This window comes from Wenzhouxiangella sp. 15190 (assembly GCF_003417465.1).
In the GTDB taxonomy this organism is placed as follows: Bacteria; Pseudomonadota; Gammaproteobacteria; order Xanthomonadales; family Wenzhouxiangellaceae; genus Wenzhouxiangella.
The window spans coordinates 138,457-163,007 of sequence record NZ_QVMV01000027.1 but is presented as its reverse complement, the minus strand read 5'-3'; the positions used below and the strand labels follow the sequence as shown (position 1 = coordinate 163,007).

Here is a 24,551-nt window from a genome sequence, read left to right as displayed (position 1 = left end):
GCGACTTGCAGAAATCCCGGGCCGGCTTAGCCCTTACCGATCTTGCAATTGGGCACTTACATCTGCAATCGGCACAAGCCTGTCACTTTGGCGCCATGTCCGTTTCGGTCATTAAAAATTTGGTCATTCGAATTTGTTTGAGATTTGGTGCTTGAAATTTGGAATTTTTTAAGCTCCATCAATCGCACAAAGGTGAGGGATTTACGGATCCCCTATCGGGGACTCCAAAAACGTAGCAAGCGGGTATTCCTCAACCCGGTGCCATGCCGCCGTCGACCCCAATTACCTGCCCGTTGATGTAACCGGCGGCGTCCGAGCACAGGAAGGCCGCCAGCGCACCCACGTCGTCGGGCCGGCCGAAGCGGCCGGCCGGGATGGCCGCCAGCAGGCTGTCGCGATCGAGCTCGCCCAGCATGCCGGTGTCGATCACGCCCGGCGCGATGGCGTTGGCGCTGACGCCCCGGCTGGCCATTTCGCGCGCCAGCGAGGCGACCGCGCCGTGCAGGCCGGCCTTGGCCGCCGAATAGTTGACCTGCCCCCGGTTGCCGAGGCGTGCGGCCACGCTCGAGACGGCGACGACCCGGCCCCAGCGCAAGCGTGCCATGCCCAGGAGCGCCGGCTGGACCACGTTGTAGAAGCCGTTGAGATTGATCTCGATGACGCGCTGCCATTGTTGCGGCGACATGCCGGCCATCGGGGCGTCGTCATGGATGCCGGCGTTGTGTATCACTACGCCCAGCGGTGATGTCTCGACCAGTTCCGCCACTGCCGCGCGGGTCGCCGCGCCGTCGGCCAGATCGAACTGCACCGCATCGGCCCGGCCGCCGTCGTTGCGGATGGCTTGAGCCACGGACTCGGCGCGCTCGAGACCGCGGCCGGCGTGAACCAGGACGTCATGACCGTCGGCCGCCAGTGACCGGCAGATGGCCTCGCCGATCTCACCCGAGCCGCCGGTCACCAGCGCCCGGCAGGGATCGGGTCGGCGGCCGCTTGTTGCGCGGCTCATGCCGCCGTCCCCGAAGACGGGAACATGATGGTGGCGCGGCCGCGCGCCAGCATGGCGTCGTCACTGAGCACGCGGAATTCGTAGACCTCGCCCATGGCGCTGCCGCCGATGCGGTCGGCATGGATGATCAGTTCAGCCGGCGCCTCCAGGGCGGCGATGCCGAGTTCGAGTTCGGGCAGGGCCACCAGCCGGCCCTCCCGCGCCGGTGCGTCTTCGGCCGCCAGCAGACTGCCGTGCACGGCCATGGCCTGCGCGCCGTACTCGGCCAGGGCGCTGGCCGGCAGCCGGCCCTTGCGCCCCAGCGGGTGGTCCTCGAGCCGGCCGGTTTCGGCGCGGCAGGTAATGCGCGAGTCGTCATGGCTGACGACCTCTTCGATCAGCACCATGGCGCCGGCGTGCGGCACGCGGGTTTCGATGTCCGTGATCCGTTCGGTCACCGGGGAAGCCCAATTCGTGAAAACAGCCAAGATAGCAAAATGCCCAGCGCCACGGTCAAGCCGAGCATCTGCAGCATGCCGATGGTCGACTGGCCGAGGACCAGGAAGACCCCGCCGGTCGATGCCGCGCAGGTGTTGATCGCCCGGCGGCTGCGCGCCGCTGCCGGCGGATCGGTGCGGAAGTTGCGAGAAAACAGCGCGAAGTCCAGGCCGATGCCGGCGGTCAGCAATAGGCCGATGAGGTGGACGATGGTCAGCCCGCCGTCGAGGTGGCTCATCGTCGCGGCGGCGACCAGGACCGCCGAGGCCGGGGGCAGAAGGACTGCCAGGGTTTCGACGGGATGACGCAGTCGAAGCCAGAGCAGCAGCACGATCAGCGCGGCGGCCAGGCCCAGGCTCAGCGAAGCCTCCTGCCGCCATGCGGCCACCATGGCTTGCGACCCTTCGGCGAGATCGATCAGCTGGGCCGGCGCATCGTTGCGCGCCAGGAATGCGGCAAGTGTCTCGGCGTCGGACAGGCCGACGGGCTGGATCAGCGTATTCCAGCCTGTCGCCGTCTTCGTCAGCTGTGAATCGAGCCGGGCGGCCAGCGGGGTGCCGTCCCAGAAGTTGCGTGAAATCGGCCCCCGGGATCGGGCCCGGTCGAGGTCGGCCAGGAAGGGCTCGAACGCGCCGGAGCGAAAACCCGAGTCGGCGGACTCCAGGCGCTTGCGCATCGCTTCGGCCGTCGGCCATGCGGACAGGCGGTGCCGCTGGGTCTCCTCGGTCGGCAATAACTCAGTAGCGGCCTGCCAGCCCTCGATCAGGCCCTGCTCGCGGGCGCTCTCCAGCAGCTCCACTGTTTGCTCGCTCGCCTCGAGTGCGGCTTCCAGGGTTTCACCGCTGGTCGCGATGAGATGGCGGACTTCACCGCCGCCGACTGCAGCCCGAAGTTCGCGGTCGGCGGCGATCTGGCTGCGATCGATCGGGCTCAGGCGCGAGAGGTCGTGGGACCAGCGCGCCTCGCCCTGCCAGACCAGGAAACCCAGTGCGGCCAGACCGAGCAGCAGGGGTACGGCCGGCCAGTTGAACGGACTGACCCGGGTTGGCTCCACCCGCCGGGGCAGGGCCGGGTTGAGCGCGGGCAGGAACTGCGTGGCCAGGGCCGCGCCGGCCAGGCCGGCGGCCGAAAACGCGCCAAGCTGCGCCAGGCCCGGGCTGTCGGACAGCCAGATTGCGACATAGGCGATCAGGGTGCTGGTCACGCCCAGCAGCAGGGGCGCGCGGATGTTGCGGGCGGTTGCCGACAGGGCGCGCCGGTCGGCGTGGCCGAACAGGTGGACGGGGTAGTCGAGCGCGACGCCGAGAAGCGTGAAGCCGAAGGCCAGGGTCAGGCCGTGCACCTGGCCGAAAGCCAGAACGGTTACGGTCAGTCCGCAGACCACGCCGAAAGCCAGCGGTACGGCGCCGGCGATGATGGCACTGACCGAGCGCCAGGCAAACGCCAGCACCACCAGCAATAGCGCGCTGCCCCAGAGACTCAAACGGAGCGCGTCGGACCTGGAAGCCGTGGCGCTGGCCACACCGATGACGGGGGCACCGGCGAGTTCAAGGCGCTGCCGATCGGGGGCGATGTCGGTAAAGCTCGAACGCAGAGCCTCGAGCAACCGTTCCTGCTGGTCGATGGCATAGGGAGCATGCGACGAATGGACGATCAGCAAGGCGCGCTCGCCGGCGGCATCGAACCATGCGCCGTCGATCCGCTGGGTCTGCCGACCCTCGGCCAGGCCGGCGGCGAGTTCCTCGACCATGCCAAGCGGGTCGCGGGCGATCAGCGATTCGGCCCGCCGGCCGGCGACGGTCAGGTCGGCCAGGCGGTTGTTCAGTGCTTCGGCCACGGCTTCGGGTGTCACGCGTTCCGCGACGTCGCCTGCCAGGACAAAGCGGGCCTGCATGAGTTTGTCGAGGAGGGCTTCCTGCCGCGACCAATCGCCGTTGTCGACGCGTTCGACGCCCTTGAGGCCGCGCCAGCGTTCGGCCAGCGCGCGGCTGGTTTCGGCCATCGCCAGGGGATCTTCCCCGTCGACGGCGGCAAGAATCAGGCGGGCGGTGCTGCCGCCGGAGACCTGGTCGACGACGATCTGTTGGCGGGCCGTTTCGGGGGCGGGCAGGAAGGCGTCCAGGCGGTAGTCGAGTTCCAGGGCGGAAACGGCAAGGGCGCCGGCGCCAGCCAATAGCAACAGGGCCAGCAGTGGGCGCCAGATGTGTCTCACGGCTGGCGGCTCAGTTCGGTTTCGATTTTCTCGCCGTCGGACAGGGCGAGTACGAAGCGCTCAAGCCTATCGTCCTTGCCGCTGAGCGAGAGCGACTCGACCTGTGCGGCCAGCGCTTCGTCGCGCGGCTTCAGGGTGAGTCGCCAGCAGCATTCTTCTCCGCATTCTTTACCCGTCAGCTCGTGTTTGAAGCGTTCGCGCAGGGCATCGGCGTCGCCGGTCAGCAGCGCGGACAGGCCGTGGTAGAGCACCGCCAATTCCGGGATGTGACCGAGGCTGTAATTGCGGGACGAGTGCCCGGGGCGCTCGATGATGACCATGTTCGAGCTCAGCGTATGTTTTGTTTCACGGGGTTCAAGCGTCTGGCGCACGAGATGGCCGTGAAGGTTGCGCCAGATCCGGCCGGTCACGACAAGCGGCTCGGACAGCAAAGGCGAACTGCGCCGCTCGACGAAATGCAACTCGGTGCGATCGTCTTCCGGAGCCAGGGACGAGAGCAGTTCGTCGAGATTCTCGGGTGCGCCGGCGTCAGTCGTCGTCGCCGCGGCGATCAGGATCAGTGTCAGCAGTCCAGAAATCATAGAAGTTGAACCAATTGTAGGGGTATTGACGCGCATAGTGCGCCAGGCGGTCGGCGTAGTGTTGAATCCGTTCGTTCAGCAAGCGCCGCCGCTCACTACGCGACTTCGACCGTGCGGCCGTTGCCGGCAGCGGTTCGAACACCAGCCGATAGCGCCGCCGGCCCTCGTAGAGGCCGAACACCATGACGACCGGCGCGTCGAGTATATCGGCAATCGCCAACGGTGAAGCCGGCAGGCGGGTCGGGCGGTCCAGAAAGGAAACCGCCACGGCAGCCTCGCTGCCCCAGGTGCGGTCGGCCAGCATGGCAACCATGCCGCCGTCTTCCATGACGCCGCCGGCTTCAAGCACGATAGCGGGCCCGGGCTGACTTGCGTCGATGACGGTGTCGCGAATATCCGGGGAGATTTCCTCCATCATCTGCGTCATCAGTGAGTTCTGGTTGCGGTCCATCACAACCTTGAGCTTGCGGTATTGCGACGGGGCCTGTCGGTTGAAGACGCGAATCGCCTCGAAGCTGCCCAGGTGCGACCCCAGCAGCATGCAGCCGTGCCCCCGGTCGAGCATGTCGTGCAGGTGTTCGACGCCCTCGGGATGAACGTCGAGTTCGTCGCCCCGGCCGGCCAGCAGCAGCACGCGGTCGACGATGGTGATGGCAAAGGTATAGATGTGGATCATCACGCCCCACCAGCCCTGGTGCGGTGCGCCGACACGCCGGAGCCATTCCCTGGAAGCGCGCCGTTCGGACCCGCGCACCAGGAAGAAGTACAGCGTCGTCGGGAACATGCAGAACTGGGCGAAGCCGCGTCCGACGTGGAGGATGCACCAGCGGATCAGGACGAGCCAGAAGCGGTTACCGCCCTCCGGGCGTTCACGCCAATGCGCCATGACGGCACTGTCCACGCGCGACGGCCTGGCCGTCCTCGGATTTGATGACGAAGGAAAACTGGTCGGCGGTGCCCTCGATATGCAGGCGAATCGATTCTTCGGGCCGAACCGGATGCAGGAACTTGATGCGCTGCCAGTGCGTCGGACCGTCGCGGAAGCCGGCCAGCACGCGCGCCTGGCGCTGAACCAGTTCGAGCAGCACGACGCCCGGCACGATGGGGTTGTCGGGGAAATGCCCCGGCAGCGCCGGATGATCGGCCGGAATACGGCAGATGACGTCGATCGGATTCATCCTGCCTGCCTGCAGGTTTGCGCGAAGAGCTGCAGCAAGGACTGCCGGGGCAGCTTGCCGGTCTCGGCCCGCGGCAGGCGCTCAACCAGCCGCAGCGGCCGCGGCATGAAAGCCGCATCGACTCGGCGACCGAGGGCGCGGCGGATGTCGGCCGCTTCGAGATTGGGCGCCACGACCAGGGCGGCCAGACGGGTGGCGGGTGCGTCGTCGGTTTCCGGCGGCTGGAAAATGACGCCGTCGAGGACTCCCGGAATGTCGAGCAGGATGCCGGTCAGTTCCGCCAGGGAGGCGCGCTTGCCGGCGATATTGACCAGGTCGCTTTGGCGGCCCAGCAAGCGGAAGCGGGCATCGGTGCGAAGCGCCAGGTGATCCATCAGGCGGACCGGCCCGGGCAGGTGCGCAGCGCGGGCCACGGTGCCGTCTCCGTCGGATGTCAGTTCGAAGGCTTCGAACAACTGCCAGTCCTCGACCCGGGCGGTCTGGCGCCTGGCCAGACAGCCGGTTTCGGAGCAGCCGTAGATTTCGACGACCTTCGCGCCGCTGAGCCGCTCGATATCCCGTGCCAGGGAACGGCTCAGGGGCGCGGTCGCCGAGTAGACCCGTTCGATGGCCGGCAGTTCGGCGTCCGATTCCACCAGGGCCCGCAGGTGAACTGGTGTGGAGACCAGAACGCGGGGATGCTCGATCCGATCGAGTTGCCGACAGATATCGGCGACAAAAAATGGATGGGCCGAGGCGACGGTCACCGGTCCGAACCAGGGCATGAGCACGGACGTCTCCAGGCCCCACATGTGCTGCGGCGGCACGGTTGCCAGTACGCGGGCGCCGGGCGGAGGATCGAGTTGGGCCAGATTGATCAAGCTGCTGTCGTGGAGCGTTTGCCAGGGCTTCTCGATGCGCGATGAACGCCCGGTGCTGCCGGAGGTGAAGACCACGGCGGCCAGCTGATCGGCCGGAATCTTCGGAATGCCCCGGTCCATATCCTGGCTTTCGAGTGCTTCGGTCGGGTCGACGTACGCTCCGGTAAAACCCTCCAGCGGCCGGTCGGCGACGACCACTGCGCCATCAAAGCTGCTCACGAGTTCGTCGACGGTGGCCTTGAGACGATTGGCCGGCAGCAGGTTGCAGCCGCCGCCCATGATGGCCGCCGCAAAGGTCACACTGAAGGCGTGGCGGTCCTGGCAGAGATTGATGACCGGACTGCCTTCGGGAAGCTGTCGGGTCAGCATGCCGGCACGCGCGATGAAGCGGCCGATGCTCACCGGTTCGTCGTCGTGCAGCATGACGAGCTCGTCGGGCGAGCGATTGGTCAGGGGAAGCGTCGTCATCGGGCGAAATGATGCGGTTGAATGCGTACCACGTCCAGCAGGAAGCGGATCAGGCCGGGATGGTCGTCCTCGGGGAAAACACGCCGTCGCAGCAGCAGTTCCAGCCAGAGCGTGGCCAGCATGAGCAGGGGCGCGGCGATCACGACCCAGAGCAACCAGGCCTGGGCGCGATCATCGGCGGCCAGCCACAGCGCCACGCCGCCGATCGCCGCGAGCACGATCGCCCAGGCCAGGGTCCAGCCCCTCAGCCAGCGGCCTGCATGGTCGGGCGCCGCGGTGCCGTTGTTCGCATGGACCAGGTTGGCAAAGCGTTCGATAACCGGTGTGGTGCCGGCCCTGAGGGTGCAGGCGAACCAGATGCCGAGACCGACGAAGATCACGCCCGGTGGCCACAGCGCCAGTGAGGGTGCGAACAGGGCCAGGCCTGCCAGCGCAAGCGCGGCGCCCATCAGGATCGTCCGCCCGACCATGCCCGGCAGAAGCGGCAGGAACAGCAGCGCCAGCAGCGGCAGGCACAGTGAACGAAGCTCGGGCCGGCCCAGGTACAGCGAGACATAGACCAGCACCGGATAGAGGGCCAGGGCGATCAGTCGCCAGCGAGGCATGAGGGGTGCCTGGCGGGTCGGCCCGTCGGTCATCCCTGTTCGCGCAGGGACTGCACGTGCTCGTTGAGCGCGCGCAGGTTGGCGAAGGCGTGACGATTGCGCTCGTCGTCGGCCTTGAGCTGCACGCCGTATTGCTTGGAAATGGCGACGGCCAGTTCGAGCGCGTCGATGGAGTCGAGTCCGTACTCACCCCCGAACAACTGCTTTTCCGGCTCGATTTCCTCGGGCGAGAGATCCTCGAGGTTGAGCGAGCTGACGATCAGCTGGGCCAGTTCGTGCTCCTGCGGAGACTGCTGTGTGCTCATTTCTGCTCCTCCCGGTTGCGGCGACGCCTCATGCGCCGAACCGCCCGGGTCAATGTCCTTACATGAATATGATGTTACGAATCGGGGCGCTGACCGTCGACGGCGACAGTCAGCCTTGTTAACGACATTATAATACGGAAGATGCCATACAAGCTCGCGCCAACCGAACTTCCCTCTCACGCATCTCCGCCGGTTCCGATGCCGGAACGCACTGACGTGGCGGTGATCGGTGGAGGTCCGGCCGGCGCGACGATGGCCAGCCTGCTGGCCCGTGATGGCCACCGGGTGGTGCTGCTCGAAAAGGACGAGCACCCGCGTTTTCATATCGGTGAGTCCCTGTTGCCGCACAACATGAAGATCCTTCGCGAGCTGGGGCTTGAGGATCGACTGGCCGGTCTCGGCGTATTCAAGCCCGGTGCGGACTTCACCAGTGACGCGGCCAGGGAGAAACGCCACGAGATCCGCTTCGACGAGGCCTTGGATGTACCGGATGGCTGCGGCCACGCCTGGCAGGTTCGCCGCTCCGAGTTCGACCGGATGCTGTTCGATCATGCCGCCGACTGCGGCGCGCGGTCTTTCCAGAAGGCGCGCGTGACCGGCGTCGACTTCGAGGGCGGTGAGCCCGAGCTGACGGTCAGGCATGCCGGCGCCGAGCAACGTTTGAAGTCGCGCTTCGTGGTCGATGCCAGCGGACGCGGCGCGCTGCTGTCGAAGCGGTTCGGCCTGCAGCAGCGCAATCGGGAACATGGCACGGCCGCGCTCTACGGGCATTTCCGCAACGTGCCGCGCCGGCGCGGCGAGGCGGGCGGCAATATCAGCATCTACTGGTTCGAGCACGGCTGGATCTGGATGATCCCCCTGGCCGACGGCGTGATGAGTGTCGGTGCCGTATGCGATCCGGCCTATCTGCGTGGCCGCGGACGCGACGTCGAGGGCTTTCTCTTCGGTACCCTGGCGCTCAATCCGCATGCCGCCGAGCGCATGAAGACCGCCGAACCGGTCTCACCGATCACCGCCACCGGCAACTATTCCTATTTCTCGCGCCAGATGATGGGCGGCAAGTGGTTGCTGGTCGGCGATGCCGGCATGTTCGTCGATCCGGTGTTTTCCTCCGGCGTGTTCTTTGCCATGTACAGCGCCCGGCTGGGCGCGGACATCGTGCGCGCCGAACTCGCGGGCGACGTGCGTGCGGCGGTTCGGGCCCGCAAGACCTATCGCCGCAAGGTGCGCCGTGGCGTGCGTGAGTTGTGCTGGTTCATTTACCGTTTCCCGGCACCGGCCATGCGCCACCTGTTTCTCAACCCGAGTAACCTCTTCGGACTCCGCCAGTCGGTCATTTCCGTGTTGGCCGGTGATCTGCACGACAACCCCCGCGTGCGACGCCGCCTGAGGTTGTTCCGCCTGATCTATGCGTTGACCAGTCTGCGATTCATGCCGGATGCCATCCGGGCCCGTCGAAGGCGCCTGCGCAATGCCCGAATGGAGTTGGATAATGCAGCATGAGGCCCGGCGCGTCGACCTGCCCGGTGGTTTGACGGTCGAGCCCGGTCGGGCGCCGGACGAAGCCACCCTGCTGCATTTCGCCCTGGCCACGCCCCGGACCGGCGCCGTCGGTTGTGGCCTGGAATGGCTGGGTGGCAACCTCGAGACGGAAGACTGGCGCATGGAGGCGGTGGTGCAATCCGGGCGCTCGGGCGATATTGTCTGGCGGCGCGCCGGCGACCTGCTCTTTCTGGCGCTCGAGTGGCCCGACGACCCAGTCGCAGACCCGCGAGAGGCGGTCGAGGGCGCTTACGAGCGGCTGCTATCGGTTGCCGATGAAGCGGGCTGTCGTCATTTGCTGCGCGCATGGAATTATCTGCCGGCGATCAACGCCGGCGACGGGGACGCCGAACGCTATCGCCGTTTCTGCCTGGGGCGCGCCGCCGCACTGGAAAAGCTCGGCTACGGCGACGGCGAACTGTGCGCCGGCACCGCCATCGGCAGCGATGAGCCGCTTCTGAGGATCTACCTGCTCTGTGCCCCATTGCCGGGCATCAATATCGAGAATCCGCGCCAGGTCAGCGCCTACCGGTATCCGCGACGGTACGGACCGCGCAGTCCCTCTTTCGCCCGCGCGACAGCCGTGGCAGGTGCAAACGATTCGATGCTGCTGATGATCTCCGGCACCGCCAGCGTGGTGGGCCACCGCAGCCTGCATGTAGACGACGTCAATGGGCAGCTCGAAGAAGTGATCCGCAATCTCGAGACTCTATTGTCGGAATCGGCACAACAGCTGGGTCGTCCCGGGTTGGCGGAGTTCGATCACGCCAGCTTGCTGCGTGTGTACGTTCGCCACGCCCGGGATTGGCCGATGATCGAGCGGCGCCTGCGCGAGCGCTGGCCCGGCATTCATCTGGCCGGACTGCGCGGCGATATCTGTCGTTCGGATCTGCTGGTTGAAATCGAGGCGGTCAGCCGGAACTGACGGCGGTCTCGGCGCCTTCACGACATTCGGTCAGGGCCCGGGGCAGGCCGGCGAGCAGGTTTTCTTCGGTCCCGCGAGCGGCTTCAACTGCACCCAGTTCGGCACGCGCACCGGCTGGGGCAATCGCCTGCAACTGAAGGGCCAGGGCGTGCAGCATGTCGGCGTTGCGGCGCAGCCGCCTTGTCAGCGCTTCGTCGGATTCTCCGGCCACTTCGGTGAGCTCGCGGTTGAGGCGCACCAGAAGCGGCGAGGCCGACTGGTCGACCAGCACGCCGGCTGCTTCGCGATCGGTTTCCACCTCGGCCCACTGTCGGAACATGGCCTGGATCTCGACGTTGATGCGCCTGAGCCGGTCGAGCTCGTCGCCATGATGCGCGAAAAAGGTCATGTCGGTCAGGCGGCGGGCGAAGAACAGCAGCGCCAGCACGCCCCAGTAGTAGGCATAGTCCCAGACGGTCTTGGCGCTCATCGCCCGGAAGTGGCCGAACAGGGGGTACTGGCCGCGGTAGAGTGCCAGCGAGGACTCGTAGAAAGAAAAATAACAGCGTTCATAAAGCCGGGCGCGCCGCGCGATGTTCTCGCCGGCCATCTCGCGCAGTATCAGGTCGGTGACGTAGGTGTTCGAGATCGCGATGAAATCGCTGCCGGGTGAATAGAAGGGGTCGAGAAAGACGCCCGCCTCCCCGGTCATGGCCCATCGCTGCCCCGAAAAGACGGCTCGGGAGCCGTGCGAGAAGTGGCGCAGGAAGCGGAAGTCCTGCAGCTCGCCGCCGGCCTCGCGGATCGCCCGGTGGCAGCGCGGCTGATGTTCGGCCAGCCAGGCCATGGCGCCGTCGAAGGTCTTGAGCGAGTCGAAGTCGTGCAGGGCGTTGTCGAAGACGATGCCCACGCTGGTCGAGCCCGAGGCCAGTGGAATCAGCCAGACCCAGTAGCCGCTGCCCATCAGGTGATTGGTCGACAGCCAGCGCGGCAGGTCGCTGCAGCGCGCTTGCCAGTCAGCGTCTTCGCTCCAGTCGTCGATGTCGATTCGCCGGTCGATACGGAACCAGACGCTCGAGCAGTGATGGCCGTTGTCCTCGACGAGCTCGAGCTTGCGACGCAGCTGCGAGGCCCGGCTCATGGCGTCGACGACCCAGCGGGATTCGATGATGCGCGTCTCGCCGTCGCGTTGGACCTGCACATGCTGCGGTGCGTCGCCGTCGTCGGCGAGTTCGGTGCCGGCCACGCGGGCGCCGTCAATGAACTCGATGCCGAGCTCGCGCGCACGCTCGCCCAGATGGTTTTCAAAGATGCCGCGGTCGAGTTGGTAACTGGGCACGGTCAGCAGGTGGGCCGCGCCCAGTTCGGCGGCTTGCGCCAGGTCGTCGTGGCGGCCGGCGTGGAAGAAAAAGCGCAAGCCGTACTTGCGCAGCTGATCGCGTTCGATGTGATCGGCCAGTCCCAGCACGTTGGAGAAGTAGTCGGCGGCGATTTCCACGGTCGACTCGCCGACCTTGTGCGCGGCTTTGGGCACCGGGTGGCGGTTGCGTTCGACGACCGTGACCCGGACGTCGGCATCCGACTGCTTCAGCTGCAGGGCCAGGGTGAGTCCGGCGAGCCCGCCGCCGAGGATGGCGACGTCAGTTTCGACGGGAATGGCATCGTGAGCGCTTGTCATGCACCGATTATAAGGCGCCACGCATCCATCGCCGTGTTCGCACCCGTATCCGAGCAAAATTCCCATGGTGCCCGGCCGGTCGCGCTTGCTAGCTTGTGCCCCGTTCGCTCAAGCACATACGGGGGACGTATGAACAAGCCAATGACCTTGATATTGCTGCTGACGACCTGCCTGGCCGCCGATGTGGATGCCCAGCAGGTCTACCGTTGCCAGCTTGCCGATGGTTCCACCATCTTTTCGGACCTGCCCTGCCGATCCGACATCGGCGAGGCCGACCGCGTCGATGCCACGCCGCACCAGGGACACCGGCGATCGTCGCAGACGGGCGCCCCCGCTTACCGAATGTCTGCGGGGTCTGATGACGGTTCAAGCCCGAACCGGTCCGGCTCCGGGAATGCCCGGGGTGGCCGAGCGCTGTCTCGCAATGAACGACTGTCGCTGGAGCGCAAGCGAAAGAAATTGCTGTCGGGGCTCAAGCGCAGACACCTCGAGCCGGAACGACGCAAGACGATGATCGGCGAATTGCGCGAGGTCGACGAAAAGCTCGGCATCGATTCCGGGGATGTGGCCGACATGCCCTTCCACAACCGGGAAGTGTACGAAGACCATCCGATCTTTCGCCGGTGATACCCGGCAAAACCGGGTGCTTCAGCCGAAGCGGGCCGGACGCGTGATCATCCGCCACAGGCCCTGGGGATAGAAGCCGGCGAGCACGATTCGCCGGCATACGAACCAGAAGATCTCCCACACGTCCTTGCCGGGACGGAAGTAGCTGGGGCGGGCGTTGTCACGATAGATGCTGTCGATTTCGACGGCCAACGCCGGGTATCCGGCGCGTGCGCCGTCGATGAGCATGGCGGTTTCGAAGACGAAGCCGTGGCGCCTTGCGGTCGAGGGCTTGACGCGTTCGAGCAGGCCGCGGGGATAGACGCGGTAGCCGCTCTGGCTGTCGGGCAGGCGCTGGCCGCTGGCCCAGGAAATCCAGAAATCGGCGAAGCGATTGGCGAAACGGCGGATGCCGGGCTGGCGATGGCGCTGGCGAACGCGGGCGCCCACCACCAGGTGCTCGGGATGCCGGCGCGCGGCTTCCAGAAGGCGGTCCAGTTCGGCGGGGTCGTGTTGCCCGTCGCCGTCGAGCGTGGCGATCCGGGTTGCTTGCGTCTCGAGCGCGGCGGCGAAGCCGGCGGCCAGGGCGGCCGCCTTGCCGCCGGCGCTTTCGTTGCGGAGCAGGTGGATGTCGAGGCCGGCCACGGCCTCGCCGGTGCCATCGGTCGAGCCGTCATCGACGACGATGACCGTTTCTACCCGATCGCGTACGGCCGCCACCAGGGGGCGGATCGTGCGGACTTCGTTGTGGGCGGGAATGACCGCGGCGGTGGTCATGTCACCGGCTCGATGCGCAGTCCGGGGCCTTGGCGGGCGGCCAGATGAACAGGTCCGCGATGATAGCCCTGCAGCAAAGCGAGCAGGTGCAGTGCGCGCGCGGCCGGATTGTCGGCGGCGCGCTCGGCCAGACCGGCCGGCAGCGACGGGCAGTCGTCATCGACGCGAGCGGGCTCGGGTCCGAGCTTGATGGCGCTGCCTTGGTTTCCTTCGGCCACCCCCATTACAAAGGCACTGGCGAAGGGGTGATTTGCCGGCCACACGGCGCGCATCGGGCCGTCGGCAGCGGAGTCGTAGACCACCAGCAGTACCGGCCGATGGTCGGTCAGAATGTGGCTGGCCGCTTCCATCAGGCCCGTCACCAGGCTGTCGGTCGCGCCGCTGAGCGCGGTGACGTCGCCGCGACCACCCGCGCCGATCGACCAGTAGCCGGCCGCGGCGTTGTGTACCGAGTTGTGAAAGCGCATCGGCGAGAGCAGGTCCGGCGTTTCCGCCAGTGTGCGGCACATGTAATCGCTGATCGCCAGGTCACCCATTCCGGAGGCGAAAACGGCATCGGGCTCGGACGGATCGAGGCCGGCCGTCTGGCAGGCTTGCTCGGCGGCAGCCATGGACAGGCGCACGGTCTCCGGGCAGCGACGGCGCTCGCGCGGCGAGAGCAGGGAAATGTTGCCGCTGCCCGGCTTGTCTTCGCCCAGTTCGCCGCCGGCGAGCACCTGCGACAGGGCCTCGATATCGGGCAGGCCGGGTGCGCTGACTCCGCAGCCGAGGATATGGACGTTCATGCCGCCCCCATGATCAGCGTGCAGTTGGAACCGCCGAAGCCGAAGGAGTTGGACATCACCGCTTCGACCTTCTCCTGCCTTCCCTCGCGCAGGATGAAGTCGGCGGCTTCGGGTTCGGGTTCGTTGCAGTTGAGACTGGCCGGCAGGTAGCCGTCGTTCAACGCCAGCAGGCTGAACACCGTTTCGGTAATGCCGGCCGCGCCCAGGGTGTGGCCGGTCCAGGCCTTGGTCGAGCTCGCCGGCGGGGGTGTATCGAATACGGTCCTCAGCGCCATGGTTTCGATGCGGTCGTTCATGGGCGTGGCGGTGCCGTGACAGTTGACGTAGCCGACGGCCTCCGGCGCCAGCCCGGCCCGCTCCAGGGACCGGCGAATGGCCGCGATTGCTCCGGCGCCCTCGGGGTGCGGCGAGGCCATATGGTGCGCGTCGGAGGTTTCGCCCCATCCCAGCAGGCGGCCCAGGGACTCGCCGGGGTCGCGCTCGACGATGGCGAATCCGGCGGCCTCGCCCAGGTTCAGCCCGTTGCGGTCACGGTCGAACGGCCGACAGGGCTCGGGCGAGACCAGTTCCAGGGAATGGAAGCCGTAGAGTACCGACAGGCACAGGCTGTCGACGCCGCCGACCACGGCCGCGTCGGCCCAGCCGGACTCGATCAGCCGCGCGGCGGTGGCGAAGACCTTGGCCGAGGACGAGCAGGCCGTGGAGACGGTCTGCACCGGCCCGTTCAGGCCCAGTGCCGCGGCGACGAAGGCCGCCGATGTATGCGGTGTGTGCACCCAGGGCATAACGTGCTCGGGGCGGAAGTGACCGGCATCGTCGAGGTTGCGGTAGGCGACTTCGGTGCTGCTGATGCCCGCCGTCGAGGTGCCGATCACGCAGGCGATGCGTTCGGGGCGGTGGCGTTCGAGGAGGGCGGCGGCGCTTTCGCGGAATCCGTCCTGATCCAGGGCCAGCGTGGCCAGCTGGTTGTTGCGGCACTGAAAGCGCGCCAGGTCGCCTTCGAGCGTCACGTCCTCGACGCCGTCGACGCGACCGATCCAGGTCTCGAGAGAGCAGTTTGGGTAGTCGTTGGCCCGCAGACCGCTACGGCCCTTGAGCAGCGCTGGACGCACCGCGTCGAGGCCGGTACCGGCGGCACAGGTCAGGGTCATGGCGGCGATGTGCAGGTCGTTCATGCGGTTCGGCGTGTATCCGGCTGCTGTGCGGGCCATTGCGAGCGGTGCGCCAGTATAGGCAGGGTGGCGACCGGTCGCAATCACGATACGGCAAGGTCTATGATGATGCCTGTCCAGATCGTCTCTGAAGTGGCAATGAGTACCGTGTCCAGCCTGACTATCCGCGATGCACTGTCGGATTCGGCCCTGCGTGAATCCCTGTTGGCCAGCACGTTGATGCTGATCATGAGTGGTGGCCTGACGCTCGTGATCACCTGGTTGTGGGTGCTGCGCCGGGCCCGGTCGGTGAGTGGGCGGCCCGATGTCGACTGGCTGATCGTTTGCGGATACGTGCTGGAGGCGGGGCGGCCCTCGCCCGTGTATCGTCAGCGCCTGAGTCGCGCCGGGCGGCTGGCGGCGAAGGATCCGGACCTGCGCTTGCTGCTGGCCGGCGGCGGCGAGCCGTCCGAGGCGGCCGCAGGCCGCGACTGGCTGGTCGAACAAGCCGAAGTTGACGCCGAGCGCATCGTGCTCGAGGAATTTTCGACCGATACCTTCGCCAATCTTCGTCACGCTCGCGGCCTGCTGCCGCCCGGAGCTCGGTTCGGTGTGGTCACGAGCCGCTTTCATCTCGCCCGTGTACTGGCCTATGCCCGTCAGCTCGGCCTCGACGCCGTGCCGGTGCCGGCCGAACCGCGATGGCGCTTTACGTTCGGCAACCTGGCCGCCAGTATCCGCGAGGCGGCCTTCCTGTGCTGGTTCCTCTGCGGCCGGTTCTGGGCGCGCCTGGCGCAGCGCGAGCACCTTCTCGAGCGCCTTCGCTGACGTTTTTGGGTAAACCCGCGCCGTATAGCGACAGGACGCCCTGCGGGAAAGGGCCCGCGGACCGGCCCAAAGCGTGAACACATTCACTGTTCCGGTCAGGGTTGCCCTTGTCGAGATAGCTGATTTCGATCATTGGCACGCCGATTGCATTTACCTTCCCAGGCAACATTTCGAACACCAAACCGAGGAAGGAGAGTAACGATGCCGGGATTCGACAACAGCGATATCAACACGCGTCTCGACGACTACCTGGGCGTTCTGGATGTCGGTATTCGTTTCGCCTTCCAGCCGCTTGTTGATGAAGCCTCCGGCGGGGTTGTCGGTCATGAAGCCCTGGTGCGTGGCTGCAGGGGCGAGTCGCCGGCGCAGATCCTCGCCTCGGTTCGGCCGGAGAATCTCTTCTACTTCGATCAGGCCTGCCGGCTGGGTGCCATTCACGAGGCCAGCCGCCTTGGCCTGACTGGCGACCTCCACATCAATTGCACGGAAGTCGATCCGGAGAACCTGGAGTCTGCGCTGACATCCACGGCAGAGGCCGTCCGGGCCAGCCGCTTCGAACCGCAGCAAATCGTGCTGGAGTTCAACTCGCTCGAGCGGCTGGGCAGCCCGCGTCAGCTCGCACGAGTTCGGGCTCGGGCCAACGATTTCGGCTTCCGCGTGGCTGCTGACAACTTCGGCACGGGCGAAGCCGGCCTGAAGCGCCTGGCCGTTCTGCGCCCGGAGTACGTCAAGCTCGATCGGGAATTGATCGCCGGCATTCACGGCAGCCTGCGCCGCCAGGCGATGGTTCTGGGCGTACTGGCGAGCTGCAAGGTATTGGGCATTCAGGCAATTGCCGCCGGCATCGAGAACGAAGCGGAACTGGCATGGCTGCGCCGCGCCGGCGTGGGTCAGTTCCAGGGCTACTATTTCGGTCGCCCCGAGCTGGTCGAAATGGACGAAGCGGAAAACGACTTCCTGCGGGCCGGGGAGCCGGCCCTGGAACTCAGCGCCTGTGCCGCTTGATCAGGATCTCGACGACCGAATCCAGGTCGCTGCCGGCGGACTGCAGGCATACCAGCAGATGATAGAGCAGGTCGGCCGCTTCTGATTCAAGCTCTTCGCGCCCGCCGGCCACAGCGGCGAGTGCGACTTCCACACCTTCTTCCCCGACTTTCTGGGCACAGCGCTTCGTGCCCTCGGCCAGTAGCCGCGCGGTGTAGCTTTCTTCCGGGTCGCTGCCGGCACGTGACTGGATGGTTCGTTCCAGGCTGGTCAGAAAACCCGCCGTCGGCACAGGAGTGTTGCCGAAGCAGGTATCGCTTCCCAGATGACAGGTCGGGCCCAGCGGCCGGGCCAGCACCAACAACGTGTCGCGATCGCAGTCGACGAGCGCGTCGACGAATTCCAGGTGATTGCCGGAGGTCTCGCCCTTGGTCCACAAGCGCTGCTTGCTGCGCGAGTAGAACGTGACACGGCCGGATTGGCGCGTTTTCTCCAGTGCCTCGGCGTTCATGTAGCCCAGCATCAACACCCGCCCGCTGTCGGCGTCCTGCACGATGGCCGGCAGCAGTCCGTCGCCTTTGCTCCAGTCCAGTTCGATGTCTTTGTCCAGTCGGTCATTCATTGGTGGTTCCTGGAAATCGGGTTGGTTGATTCATGCGTCAACTTCGTACCACCACTTGATGCTGGTGGAGCCAGGCCTTGAGGTCGGGGATGGCGATCTGGCCGGAGTGGAACACGGTTGCGGCCAGTGCGCCGTCGACGTCGGCTTCGGCAAACGCCTGGAGGAAGTGCTCGGGCGCACCGGCGCCGCCAGAGGCGATCAGTGGTACCCGGCAGATACTTCGCACAGACGAGAGTTGTTCGATGTCGTAGCCTTCGCGCACGCCGTCGGCATCCATGCAGTTGAGCACGATCTCGCCGGCGCCCAGGCGCTGGACTTCGGTTACCCAACTGAGCGTGTCGCGCCGGGGGTCGACCATGTTGTCGGGGTCGCCGGTGTACTGGCGTACGCGCCAGCGGCCGTCCTCGCGGATCGAATCGATACCCGCGACGACGCACTGCGAGCCGAACGCGTCGGCCAGTTCGTCGATCAGCGCCGGGCGCTCGAGGGCCGGCGAGTTGACGGAGATCTTGTCGGCGCCGGCATGCAGCACGGCGCGGGCGGTGTCGACACCGCGAATGCCGCCAGCCACGCAGAAAGGAATGTCGATGGCCTCGGCCACGCGTTCGACCCAGGCGGTGTCGACGCTGCGCTTTTCGGGGCTGGCGCTGATGTCGTAGAAGACAAGCTCGTCGGCGCCGGCGTCGCGGTAGCGCTCGGCCAGCGCCACGATATCGCCCATGTCGCGGTGGTTGCGGAAGCGCACGCCCTTGACGACCCGCCCGTCGCGTACGTCCAGGCAGGGGATGAGCCTTACCGCGACCATTTGACGATCTCGCTCAAGTGGACGCGGCCCTCGAGCAGGGCGCGGCCGACGATGCAGCCGGCCACCCCGGTCTGTGCGACTTCGACCAGGTCCGCGGCCGATCCGATACCACCGGACGCCTGAACGGCCAGCGACGGGGATCGGTCACAGACCGACTCGTAGAGCGCCAGCGAAGGCCCGGCGAACATGCCGTCGCGTTCGATATCGGTGCACAGCAGGTGTTTCAGTCCGGCATCGATCAGTCGATCGAGCAGGGCGAACAGGTCGATATCGCCCGCCTCGGTCCATCCGGCGGCGCGCGGCATCCAGCCGCCGTCCATTCCCCGGCTTACATCCAGGCCGGCGACAATGTGTTCACTCCCGGATGTGTCCAGCCATTCGGCCACGGTTTCGGGCTCACGTACGCACAGGCTGCCGATGACCACGCGATCGGCGCCGGCGTCGAGCCGGCGCTGGAAATCCTCGCGCGAGCGCACGCCGCCGCCGGTCTGCACGGCGACGTCCAGTTCGCGGCACAGGTGCTCGATGGTGGCCAGGTTCGTTTCACCGCCGGAGCGGGCGCTGTCGAGATCGACGATGTGGATCAGTGTCGCACCGGCATCGGCATAACGCTTCGCCAGCGCCAGCGGATCGTCGTCATAACGCGTCTCGCGCTCGTAGTCGCCCTGCTGCAGGCGCACCACGCGCCCGCCCCTGAGATCGATGGCTGGTATCAAGTTCATGAAAAGAATTGTCCACAGATGAACACGGATGAACACAGATAAAGACAATCAATTCCTTTATCGCGCCGTTCGGCATGAGAGCCAACTGTCCGGCACGAGCCCGGGGGATTCTCTTGTTTGCAGTATCTGTGTTTATCTGTGTTCATCTGTGGACCATTATCTTTTTTAGATTTCAAGGAAGTTCTGCAGGATACGCGCGCCGGCGCTTGCGGACTTCTCCGGATGGAACTGGCAGGCGGCGAAGTTCTTGTGGCGCACCACCGCCGCGAAGCGCTGGCCGTGTTCGCTGACCGCAACGGCATGATCGACCGGCGCGGCATAGCCGTGCACGAAGTAATACCACTCGCTGCCGTCGAGGCCTGCGGCCAGCGGGTCGTCGGCCACCCACTCGACCTGATTCCAGCCCATGTGCGGCAGTCTCAGGCTGTCATCGACCTCGAGCTTCCGTACGCGCCCGGGAATCAGGCCGAGGCAGTCCACATCGCCCTCCTCGGACGAGTCGAACATCAACTGCAGGCCCAGGCAGATGCCCAGCACCGGCTGGGTGAGCGCGCGGATCACCTCGACCAGTTCGGCCTCGCGCAGGGCATTCATCGACCAGGCCGCCGCGCCCACGCCGGGCAGGATCACCCGCTCGGCCGAGCGGATGGTATCCGCATCGCGCGTGAGCACCGATTCGACACCGAGGCGGTTCAAGGCGTGTTGGACCGAGCCGAGGTTTGCGCCACCGGAGTTGATGATGGCTACGGTCATGATGTGGATGGTCCCTGAACGTGGTTGCCTTCGAGACGGCTCGGAAATTCGAAATTCGAAGCACCAAATCCGAAACAAGTTCGAAAACCCAAACACGAAACGCGGCGGGCGGGACACCCGCCGTTTCGAATTTCGTGCTTCGTGTTTGTTTCGGATTTCGATATTCGAATTTCGAATTTGATTTTCCTTTTTGGTGCTTCGAGTTTCGAATTTGCTTTCATCAAAGCATTCCCTTCGTCGAAGGCATTCCGGACCCGGTTCTCGCCAGAGCCGGCCGCAAGGCTCTCCCCACTCCCTTGAAACAGGCCTCGACCATATGGTGGGTGTTTTCGCCCTCGACCTTGACGTGAATGGCACAGCGCAAGGCCTGGGCCAGGGAGGCGAAGAAATGTTCGACCATCTCGGTGTGCAGGCCGCCGACCGACTCGCGCGGGAAATCGGCGTCGAAGACGATGGCGGGGCGGCCGGACAGGTCGACGGCGACCTGTGCCAGCGATTCGTCCATCGGCAGCAGGAAGCCGTAGCGGCCGATGCCGCTGCGATCGCCGAGCGCCTTGTCGAGCGCGGCACCCAGGGCCAGGGCGCAGTCCTCGACGGTGTGGTGTTCGTCGACTTCGAGATCCCCCTTGCATTGCAGTGACAGCGCGAAGCCGCCGTGGGCGGCAACCTGCTCGAGCATGTGGTCGAAGAAGCCGATACCGGTCCCGATCGAGGTCGGCCCCGTCGCGTCCAGATCCACGCGAACGGAGATATCGGTTTCCCGTGTTTTCCGCCGCACCTCGCCGACGCGCGCGGTTTGGAGCAGGGCGCGGGCGACGCCCGGCCAGTCCAGGCCGTCGGTACCGATGCGAAAACCGCGCAGGCCCATGTTGTCGGCCAGTTCCAGGTCGGTTTCCCGGTCGCCGATGACGGCCGATTGTTTCCGGTCGAGCTCGGGGTCGCGCAGGTAGTCGAGCAGCATGCCGACACCCGGCTTGCGGGTCGGTGCGTTGTCCTCGGACAGGGTCGGATCGATGTGTATGGCGTCGAAGGCGATGCCCTGGCTTTCCAGGATCTGCAGCAGCAACTCCTGCGGGCCGCGAAAGTCGGCTTCGGGAAAGGCCTCGGTGCCCAGGCCGTCCTGGTTGCTGACCATGACAAAACGGAAACCGGCGTCCCTGAGCTTCAGCAGCGCCGGAATCACGCCCGGCATCAGGCGGAACTTGTCGAGGGAATCGACCTGCTCGTCTTCGGGCTCGGCGATCAGGCAGCCGTCGCGGTCGATGAAAAGAATCTTCTTCATGGGTCCCAGGCCTGCAAAAATTCGATAAAAGTCGTGTTTTCCTCGGGCGTGCCCAGGGTAATGCGCACGCAGTCGGAAAGCCCCGGCTGGCTTGATTGATCGCGCAGGCGAATGCCGGCGGCTGCGGCGTCGCGCACCAGGCCGGGGCCGTCGTCGGCGCGAACGAGCACGAAATTGGCCTCGCCGGGCCACACGCGCCGGATCGACGCGTGTGTCTCGAGCGCCTGGACCAGGCGGCGCTTGTCGTCCATCAACAAGTCGAGCTGTTCACGCCGGTACGCGACGGCCTCCGGTTCGAGTACGGTCTCGGCGGCCGCCACCGCGGGTGTGGGCAGCGGGTAGGGCGGGATGATGCGCCGCAGGAGCTCGACCACTTCAACTGATGCAATCAGCGCGCCGAGGCGGCAGCCGGCCAGGCCGAAGGCCTTGGACAAGGTGCGCAGCACGACCAGGTTGGGCTGCTGCGCAATCCGCTTTGCCAGTGACTGCCGCTCGGAGAATTCGATGTAGGCCTCGTCGAGGACGACCAGCCCCTGCTCGGCCCGCTCGCGTGCCAGCGCCAGCACGGTTTCGCCCGCCAGGCCGTTGCCGGTGGGGTTGTTGGGCGAGCACAGGAACAGCAGCTTCGCCGGCGCTGCCGCGGACAGGCCGTCGAGATCGAGCTCGAAGTCTTCAGCGGTCTCGATCAGCGGGACTTCCTGCAATCTCGCGCCCTGGATGCGCGCCGATAGCGCATACATGCCGAAGCACGGCGGGCAGGTGATCACGCCGTCTTCGCCGGGGCGGACGAAAACGCGGTTGAGCAGGTCGATGCCCTCGTCGCTGCCGCGGGTCAACAGCAGGTTCTGTTCGTCGATACCGTAGTATTCGGCCAGCTTGTGCCTGAGCGCGGCCGGCTGCGGTTCGGGATAGCGGTTGAGCGCCAGGCCGGCGTCGCCTTCCGGCGGCCAGGGGTTTTCGTTGGCGTTGAGCAGGATGCCGGCGCTGTCGGCCAGGGCCCGCGCCGAGGCATACGGCTTCAGGGCCCGGATCTCCTCCCGCGCAAGGTCGGCGACGCTCATTTCGGCGACTCCCCGATCCGGTCGAGGCGCATCTGGATGGCCAGGCGGTGAGCGTCGAGGCCCTCGTGCGCGGCCAGCCGCGCGCCGTCCGGGCCGAGCGTGCGCAGGCCCTCGGGCGTGGCTTCCTGCACGGTCATGCGGCGCATGAAGTCGGTCAGCGCCAGGCCGGCGTACGAGCGCGCCCAGCCGCCGGTGGGCAGCACGTGATTGGTGCCGGAGATATAGTCGCCCAGGGCCTCGGGCGTGTAGTGGCCGAGGAAGACCGAACCGGCGCTGGTGATGTCGTTGCACAGTTCGCGTGCATTGTCCGTGGCGATGATCAGGTGTTCCGGCGCGTAATCGTTGGCGACCCCGACCGCCTCGTCGAGCCGATCGACGACGATGATCGCGCCGTGTTCGAGCGCCCGGCCGGCGGTTTCGGCGCGCGGCAGTTCGGCGGTGAGACGTTCCAGGGAAGAGAAGACGTCGCGGGCGAGCGCATCGGAATCGGTGACCAGAAAGACCTGCGAGTCCGGGCCGTGTTCGGCCTGGCTGAGCAGGTCCATGGCGACGAAGTCGGCCTCGGCCGACTCGTCGGCGATCACCATCACCTCCGACGGGCCGGCCGGCAGGTCCATGGCCGCGCCGGCGGGATCCTGCGCGGCCTGGCGCTTGGCCTCGGTCACGAATCGGTTGCCCGGGCCGAACACGCGCACGACCTTCGGGACCGATTCCGTGCCGTAGGCCATGGCCGCGACGGCCTGTGCTCCGCCGGCGACCAGGACGGTATCGATCTCGAGCCGATGGGCGATATGGCGAACCGCGGCGTCGGCGCGCCCGTCCGCGCCCGGTGGTGTGGCCAGAACAATGTTTCGGCAACCGGCCAGTCGCGCGGGCACGCCCAGCATGACCGCCGTCGAGGGCAGCGGCGCGGTACCGGCGGGCACGTACAGACCGACCGGGTCGAGTGCGCGCCAGCGCGCCTCGCAGGTCACGCCCTTCGCGGTCTCGACCATCAGGTCTTGCGGCCGGGCGGCTTCGTGGAAGCGCGTGACGGTGCCGATGGCGGTGTCGATGGCGCGCACGATGGCCGGATCGAGTTCGTCCTGCGCCATGGCAAGCTCGTCGGGCGTCGCCAGGAGCGATTCAGGTGCACGGCCATCGAAACGCTTGCCGTAATCGACCACGGCCGCATCACCGCCGCGCCGAACCGCATCGATGATCGCGGCAACGGAGCTGCGCAAGTCCTCGGTGGTTTCCATGGCCGGGCGAGCGAGCAGGCGCTTGCGCTCTTCTCGTTCCAGCGTGTTCCAGGCGACGATTGTCATGACAATCCTCATGCCAGCATCTTCTCCACGGGTAACACCAGCACGGCCGAGGCGCCGGCGTCCTTGAGTTCCTCGAGGTGCTCCCAGAACACCTGTTCGGTGCATACCGCGTGTACGGCGACGCGGTCTTCCTGGCCTTCCAGCGGCAGGATGGTGGGCGACTCGGCACCGGGCAGGATCGACGAGATCTCGGCCAGGCGCGATCGCGGGGCGTGCAGCATCACGTACTTGGTCTCGGCCGCCTGCTGCACACCCTGGATACGGGTCAGCAGCTTGGCCAGCAGGGTCTCGCCGTCGGCATCGATTCGCTGCGGGCAGCGGTAAAGCGCGGCCTGGCTGGTCATGACCGGCTCGATGGCTTTCAGGTGATTTGCCCTGAGCGTGGTGCCGGTGGAGACCAGGTCGACGATGGCGTCAGCCGTGCCCAGGCTGGGTGCGATCTCGACCGCGCCGTTGAGCATCACGATGTCGGCCTCGACGCCGTTGTCCTCGAGAAAACGGCGGGTGAGCTGCGGGTAGCTGGTGGCCAGGCGTTTGCCGGCCAGGTCGGCGATGGAAGCCGCCGTCGAGTCTTCGGGCACGGCCAGCTTGAGCTGGCAGTGGCCGAAATCGAGTGACCGCAGACTCTCGAGTTTCAGACCGGGCCTGCCCTGGCGTGCTTCGAGCAGTTTTTCCTCTGCCACGTTTTCGCCGACGATGCCGAGTTGGCACACGCCCTCGATCAGCAGGCGCGGAATGTCGTCATCGCGGACCAGCAGCAGGTCGACGGGCAGGTTGCGGCCGTACCAGAACAGCTTGTCCTTACTGCGTGCGAAATGCAGCCCGGAGCGCTCGAGCAGGTTGAGCGACTTGTCGGCCAGTCGGCCGGACTTCTGGATGGCGATCTGTATGCGGTTCATTAGAAACTCTTCGTTATCGATTCAATTTCGGTGGTTTCGTCTTTGACCAAAGCACGAAATCCGAAGCACCAAATTCGAAGGAAATCCAAAATTCAAAATTCGAAACAACCTTCAGCAGCGCTCGTTTTCATATTTCGTGCTTCGAGTTTGTTT

26 protein-coding genes are annotated in these 24,551 nt (G+C 66.2%); 5 read left to right on the top strand and 21 right to left on the bottom strand.

Annotated features, from left to right (window positions below; genetic code table 11):
* Positions 1 to 250: 250 nt before the first annotated feature.
* From fabG to DZK26_RS06920, 9 genes are read right to left on the bottom strand one after another with little or no spacing between them, the layout of a single operon-like run.
* On the bottom strand, positions 251 to 1,006 hold the full coding sequence (gene fabG / locus DZK26_RS06960; RefSeq protein ID WP_116898326.1) for a 3-oxoacyl-ACP reductase FabG: 756 nt from the start codon (positions 1,004 to 1,006) through the stop codon (positions 251 to 253).
* Positions 1,003 to 1,443, bottom strand: coding sequence for a hypothetical protein (locus DZK26_RS06955; protein WP_116898325.1), 441 nt, complete (start codon positions 1,441 to 1,443; stop codon positions 1,003 to 1,005). The genes fabG and DZK26_RS06955 overlap by 4 nt, the downstream gene beginning before the upstream one ends.
* Positions 1,440 to 3,695, bottom strand: a complete 2,256-nt coding sequence (locus DZK26_RS06950) for an MMPL family transporter (RefSeq protein WP_116898324.1) — start codon at positions 3,693 to 3,695, stop codon at positions 1,440 to 1,442. The genes DZK26_RS06955 and DZK26_RS06950 overlap by 4 nt, the downstream gene beginning before the upstream one ends.
* Entirely contained in the window at positions 3,692 to 4,276 is a 585-nt protein-coding gene (locus DZK26_RS06945) for a LolA-related protein (protein ID WP_116898323.1), read from the bottom strand. Before DZK26_RS06945 ends, DZK26_RS06950 begins: the two co-directional genes overlap by 4 nt.
* Entirely contained in the window at positions 4,224 to 5,162 is a 939-nt protein-coding gene (locus tag DZK26_RS06940; protein ID WP_147306659.1) for an acyltransferase, read from the bottom strand. Before DZK26_RS06940 ends, DZK26_RS06945 begins: the two co-directional genes overlap by 53 nt.
* The gene (locus DZK26_RS06935) at positions 5,146 to 5,454 is read right to left on the bottom strand and encodes a hypothetical protein (protein WP_116898321.1); all 309 of its coding nucleotides are present in this window, start codon (positions 5,452 to 5,454) and stop codon (positions 5,146 to 5,148) included. Before DZK26_RS06935 ends, DZK26_RS06940 begins: the two co-directional genes overlap by 17 nt.
* A complete protein-coding gene (locus DZK26_RS06930; protein ID WP_116898320.1) occupies positions 5,451 to 6,782 on the bottom strand; it encodes an AMP-binding protein in 1,332 nt (443 codons plus the stop codon). The genes DZK26_RS06935 and DZK26_RS06930 overlap by 4 nt, the downstream gene beginning before the upstream one ends.
* On the bottom strand, positions 6,779 to 7,387 hold the full coding sequence (locus DZK26_RS06925; RefSeq protein ID WP_116898319.1) for a hypothetical protein: 609 nt from the start codon (positions 7,385 to 7,387) through the stop codon (positions 6,779 to 6,781). The genes DZK26_RS06930 and DZK26_RS06925 overlap by 4 nt, the downstream gene beginning before the upstream one ends.
* A 29-nt stretch (positions 7,388 to 7,416) precedes the next feature.
* The gene (locus tag DZK26_RS06920) at positions 7,417 to 7,692 is read right to left on the bottom strand and encodes a phosphopantetheine-binding protein (protein ID WP_116898318.1); all 276 of its coding nucleotides are present in this window, start codon (positions 7,690 to 7,692) and stop codon (positions 7,417 to 7,419) included.
* A 198-nt stretch (positions 7,693 to 7,890) separates the two neighbouring features.
* On the opposite strand from DZK26_RS06920, the gene DZK26_RS06915 reads away from it, so the two are divergent.
* Both DZK26_RS06915 and DZK26_RS06910 read left to right on the top strand, forming a co-directional pair.
* Positions 7,891 to 9,195: an NAD(P)/FAD-dependent oxidoreductase gene (locus DZK26_RS06915; protein WP_258870863.1), complete on the top strand. Its 1,305-nt coding sequence runs from the start codon at positions 7,891 to 7,893 to the stop codon at positions 9,193 to 9,195.
* Positions 9,185 to 10,159, top strand: a complete 975-nt coding sequence (locus DZK26_RS06910) for a pteridine-dependent deoxygenase (RefSeq protein ID WP_116898316.1) — start codon at positions 9,185 to 9,187, stop codon at positions 10,157 to 10,159. Before DZK26_RS06915 ends, DZK26_RS06910 begins: the two co-directional genes overlap by 11 nt.
* Here the strand turns inward: DZK26_RS06910 and DZK26_RS06905 are convergent.
* Positions 10,146 to 11,816 (bottom strand): NAD(P)/FAD-dependent oxidoreductase, encoded by a 1,671-nt coding sequence (locus DZK26_RS06905; RefSeq protein ID WP_181918391.1) that lies wholly within the window; start codon positions 11,814 to 11,816, stop codon positions 10,146 to 10,148. The two genes, DZK26_RS06910 and DZK26_RS06905, sit on opposite strands and share 14 nt — an antisense overlap.
* Before the next feature lie 141 nt (positions 11,817 to 11,957).
* On the opposite strand from DZK26_RS06905, the gene DZK26_RS06900 reads away from it, so the two are divergent.
* Positions 11,958 to 12,443: a DUF4124 domain-containing protein gene (locus DZK26_RS06900; RefSeq protein ID WP_181918390.1), complete on the top strand. Its 486-nt coding sequence runs from the start codon at positions 11,958 to 11,960 to the stop codon at positions 12,441 to 12,443.
* Between the two features lie 21 nt (positions 12,444 to 12,464).
* Here the strand turns inward: DZK26_RS06900 and DZK26_RS06895 are convergent, their stop codons facing one another.
* From DZK26_RS06895 to DZK26_RS06885, 3 genes are read right to left on the bottom strand one after another with little or no spacing between them, the layout of a single operon-like run.
* Positions 12,465 to 13,199 carry a glycosyltransferase family 2 protein gene (locus DZK26_RS06895; protein WP_181918389.1) on the bottom strand — a complete coding sequence of 245 codons (735 nt, stop codon included), beginning with the start codon at positions 13,197 to 13,199 and terminating at the stop codon, positions 12,465 to 12,467.
* A complete protein-coding gene (locus DZK26_RS06890) occupies positions 13,196 to 13,984 on the bottom strand; it encodes a beta-ketoacyl synthase chain length factor (protein WP_116898312.1) in 789 nt (262 codons plus the stop codon). Before DZK26_RS06890 ends, DZK26_RS06895 begins: the two co-directional genes overlap by 4 nt.
* Positions 13,981 to 15,159, bottom strand: a complete 1,179-nt coding sequence (locus DZK26_RS06885) for a beta-ketoacyl-[acyl-carrier-protein] synthase family protein (protein ID WP_116898311.1) — start codon at positions 15,157 to 15,159, stop codon at positions 13,981 to 13,983. The genes DZK26_RS06890 and DZK26_RS06885 overlap by 4 nt, the downstream gene beginning before the upstream one ends.
* A 135-nt stretch (positions 15,160 to 15,294) precedes the next feature.
* Here DZK26_RS06885 and DZK26_RS06880 point away from each other — a divergent pair, with 135 nt between their 5' ends.
* Entirely contained in the window at positions 15,295 to 15,963 is a 669-nt protein-coding gene (locus DZK26_RS06880) for a YdcF family protein (RefSeq protein WP_181935618.1), read from the top strand.
* Between the two features lie 201 nt (positions 15,964 to 16,164).
* Positions 16,165 to 16,968 carry an EAL domain-containing protein gene (locus DZK26_RS06875; protein ID WP_116898309.1) on the top strand — a complete coding sequence of 268 codons (804 nt, stop codon included), beginning with the start codon at positions 16,165 to 16,167 and terminating at the stop codon, positions 16,966 to 16,968.
* On the opposite strand, the gene hisIE is transcribed toward DZK26_RS06875, so the two are convergent.
* The 8 genes from hisIE to hisG form a co-directional block, all read right to left on the bottom strand.
* On the bottom strand, positions 16,949 to 17,569 hold the full coding sequence (gene hisIE, locus DZK26_RS06870) for a bifunctional phosphoribosyl-AMP cyclohydrolase/phosphoribosyl-ATP diphosphatase HisIE (RefSeq protein ID WP_116898308.1): 621 nt from the start codon (positions 17,567 to 17,569) through the stop codon (positions 16,949 to 16,951). The two genes, DZK26_RS06875 and hisIE, sit on opposite strands and share 20 nt — an antisense overlap.
* A 37-nt stretch (positions 17,570 to 17,606) precedes the next feature.
* Positions 17,607 to 18,374, bottom strand: a complete 768-nt coding sequence (hisF, locus tag DZK26_RS06865) for an imidazole glycerol phosphate synthase subunit HisF (protein WP_116898307.1) — start codon at positions 18,372 to 18,374, stop codon at positions 17,607 to 17,609.
* Positions 18,362 to 19,096 (bottom strand): 1-(5-phosphoribosyl)-5-[(5-phosphoribosylamino)methylideneamino]imidazole-4-carboxamide isomerase, encoded by a 735-nt coding sequence (hisA, locus tag DZK26_RS06860; RefSeq protein WP_116898306.1) that lies wholly within the window; start codon positions 19,094 to 19,096, stop codon positions 18,362 to 18,364. Before hisA ends, hisF begins: the two co-directional genes overlap by 13 nt.
* 165 nt (positions 19,097 to 19,261) lie before the next feature.
* On the bottom strand, positions 19,262 to 19,849 hold the full coding sequence (hisH, locus tag DZK26_RS06855) for an imidazole glycerol phosphate synthase subunit HisH (RefSeq protein ID WP_116898305.1): 588 nt from the start codon (positions 19,847 to 19,849) through the stop codon (positions 19,262 to 19,264).
* Positions 19,850 to 20,069: 220 nt separating this feature from the next.
* Positions 20,070 to 21,131: a bifunctional histidinol-phosphatase/imidazoleglycerol-phosphate dehydratase HisB gene (gene hisB, locus DZK26_RS06850; protein ID WP_116898304.1), complete on the bottom strand. Its 1,062-nt coding sequence runs from the start codon at positions 21,129 to 21,131 to the stop codon at positions 20,070 to 20,072.
* Positions 21,128 to 22,192, bottom strand: a complete 1,065-nt coding sequence (hisC, locus tag DZK26_RS06845) for a histidinol-phosphate transaminase (protein WP_116898303.1) — start codon at positions 22,190 to 22,192, stop codon at positions 21,128 to 21,130. Before hisC ends, hisB begins: the two co-directional genes overlap by 4 nt.
* The gene (gene hisD, locus DZK26_RS06840) at positions 22,189 to 23,499 is read right to left on the bottom strand and encodes a histidinol dehydrogenase (RefSeq protein ID WP_116898302.1); all 1,311 of its coding nucleotides are present in this window, start codon (positions 23,497 to 23,499) and stop codon (positions 22,189 to 22,191) included. The genes hisC and hisD overlap by 4 nt, the downstream gene beginning before the upstream one ends.
* An 8-nt stretch (positions 23,500 to 23,507) precedes the next feature.
* Positions 23,508 to 24,398, bottom strand: a complete 891-nt coding sequence (gene hisG, locus DZK26_RS06835; protein ID WP_116898301.1) for an ATP phosphoribosyltransferase — start codon at positions 24,396 to 24,398, stop codon at positions 23,508 to 23,510.
* Positions 24,399 to 24,551: the final 153 nt, after the last annotated feature.

What these genes read in the sequence shown, in the direction of transcription:
- fabG (WP_116898326.1), bottom strand. Translation starts at nt 1,006, where the DNA reads ATGAGCCGCGCAACAAGCGGCCGCCGACCCGATCCCTGCCGGGCGCTG.
- DZK26_RS06945 (WP_116898323.1), bottom strand. Translation starts at nt 4,276, where the DNA reads ATGATTTCTGGACTGCTGACACTGATCCTGATCGCCGCGGCGACGACG.
- DZK26_RS06940 (WP_147306659.1), bottom strand. Translation starts at nt 5,162, where the DNA reads ATGGCGCATTGGCGTGAACGCCCGGAGGGCGGTAACCGCTTCTGGCTC.
- DZK26_RS06935 (WP_116898321.1), bottom strand. Translation starts at nt 5,454, where the DNA reads ATGAATCCGATCGACGTCATCTGCCGTATTCCGGCCGATCATCCGGCG.
- DZK26_RS06930 (WP_116898320.1), bottom strand. Translation starts at nt 6,782, where the DNA reads ATGACGACGCTTCCCCTGACCAATCGCTCGCCCGACGAGCTCGTCATG.
- DZK26_RS06925 (WP_116898319.1), bottom strand. Translation starts at nt 7,387, where the DNA reads ATGCCTCGCTGGCGACTGATCGCCCTGGCCCTCTATCCGGTGCTGGTC.
- DZK26_RS06920 (WP_116898318.1), bottom strand. Translation starts at nt 7,692, where the DNA reads ATGAGCACACAGCAGTCTCCGCAGGAGCACGAACTGGCCCAGCTGATC.
- DZK26_RS06915 (WP_258870863.1), top strand. Translation starts at nt 7,891, where the DNA reads ATGCCGGAACGCACTGACGTGGCGGTGATCGGTGGAGGTCCGGCCGGC.
- DZK26_RS06910 (WP_116898316.1), top strand. Translation starts at nt 9,185, where the DNA reads ATGCAGCATGAGGCCCGGCGCGTCGACCTGCCCGGTGGTTTGACGGTC.
- DZK26_RS06905 (WP_181918391.1), bottom strand. Translation starts at nt 11,816, where the DNA reads ATGACAAGCGCTCACGATGCCATTCCCGTCGAAACTGACGTCGCCATC.
- DZK26_RS06900 (WP_181918390.1), top strand. Translation starts at nt 11,958, where the DNA reads ATGACCTTGATATTGCTGCTGACGACCTGCCTGGCCGCCGATGTGGAT.
- DZK26_RS06895 (WP_181918389.1), bottom strand. Translation starts at nt 13,199, where the DNA reads ATGACCACCGCCGCGGTCATTCCCGCCCACAACGAAGTCCGCACGATC.
- DZK26_RS06890 (WP_116898312.1), bottom strand. Translation starts at nt 13,984, where the DNA reads ATGAACGTCCATATCCTCGGCTGCGGAGTCAGCGCACCCGGCCTGCCC.
- DZK26_RS06885 (WP_116898311.1), bottom strand. Translation starts at nt 15,159, where the DNA reads ATGAACGACCTGCACATCGCCGCCATGACCCTGACCTGTGCCGCCGGT.
- DZK26_RS06880 (WP_181935618.1), top strand. Translation starts at nt 15,295, where the DNA reads ATGAGTACCGTGTCCAGCCTGACTATCCGCGATGCACTGTCGGATTCG.
- DZK26_RS06875 (WP_116898309.1), top strand. Translation starts at nt 16,165, where the DNA reads ATGCCGGGATTCGACAACAGCGATATCAACACGCGTCTCGACGACTAC.
- hisIE (WP_116898308.1), bottom strand. Translation starts at nt 17,569, where the DNA reads ATGAATGACCGACTGGACAAAGACATCGAACTGGACTGGAGCAAAGGC.
- hisF (WP_116898307.1), bottom strand. Translation starts at nt 18,374, where the DNA reads ATGGTCGCGGTAAGGCTCATCCCCTGCCTGGACGTACGCGACGGGCGG.
- hisA (WP_116898306.1), bottom strand. Translation starts at nt 19,096, where the DNA reads ATGAACTTGATACCAGCCATCGATCTCAGGGGCGGGCGCGTGGTGCGC.
- hisH (WP_116898305.1), bottom strand. Translation starts at nt 19,849, where the DNA reads ATGACCGTAGCCATCATCAACTCCGGTGGCGCAAACCTCGGCTCGGTC.
- hisB (WP_116898304.1), bottom strand. Translation starts at nt 21,131, where the DNA reads ATGAAGAAGATTCTTTTCATCGACCGCGACGGCTGCCTGATCGCCGAG.
- hisC (WP_116898303.1), bottom strand. Translation starts at nt 22,192, where the DNA reads ATGAGCGTCGCCGACCTTGCGCGGGAGGAGATCCGGGCCCTGAAGCCG.
- hisD (WP_116898302.1), bottom strand. Translation starts at nt 23,499, where the DNA reads ATGACAATCGTCGCCTGGAACACGCTGGAACGAGAAGAGCGCAAGCGC.
- hisG (WP_116898301.1), bottom strand. Translation starts at nt 24,398, where the DNA reads ATGAACCGCATACAGATCGCCATCCAGAAGTCCGGCCGACTGGCCGAC.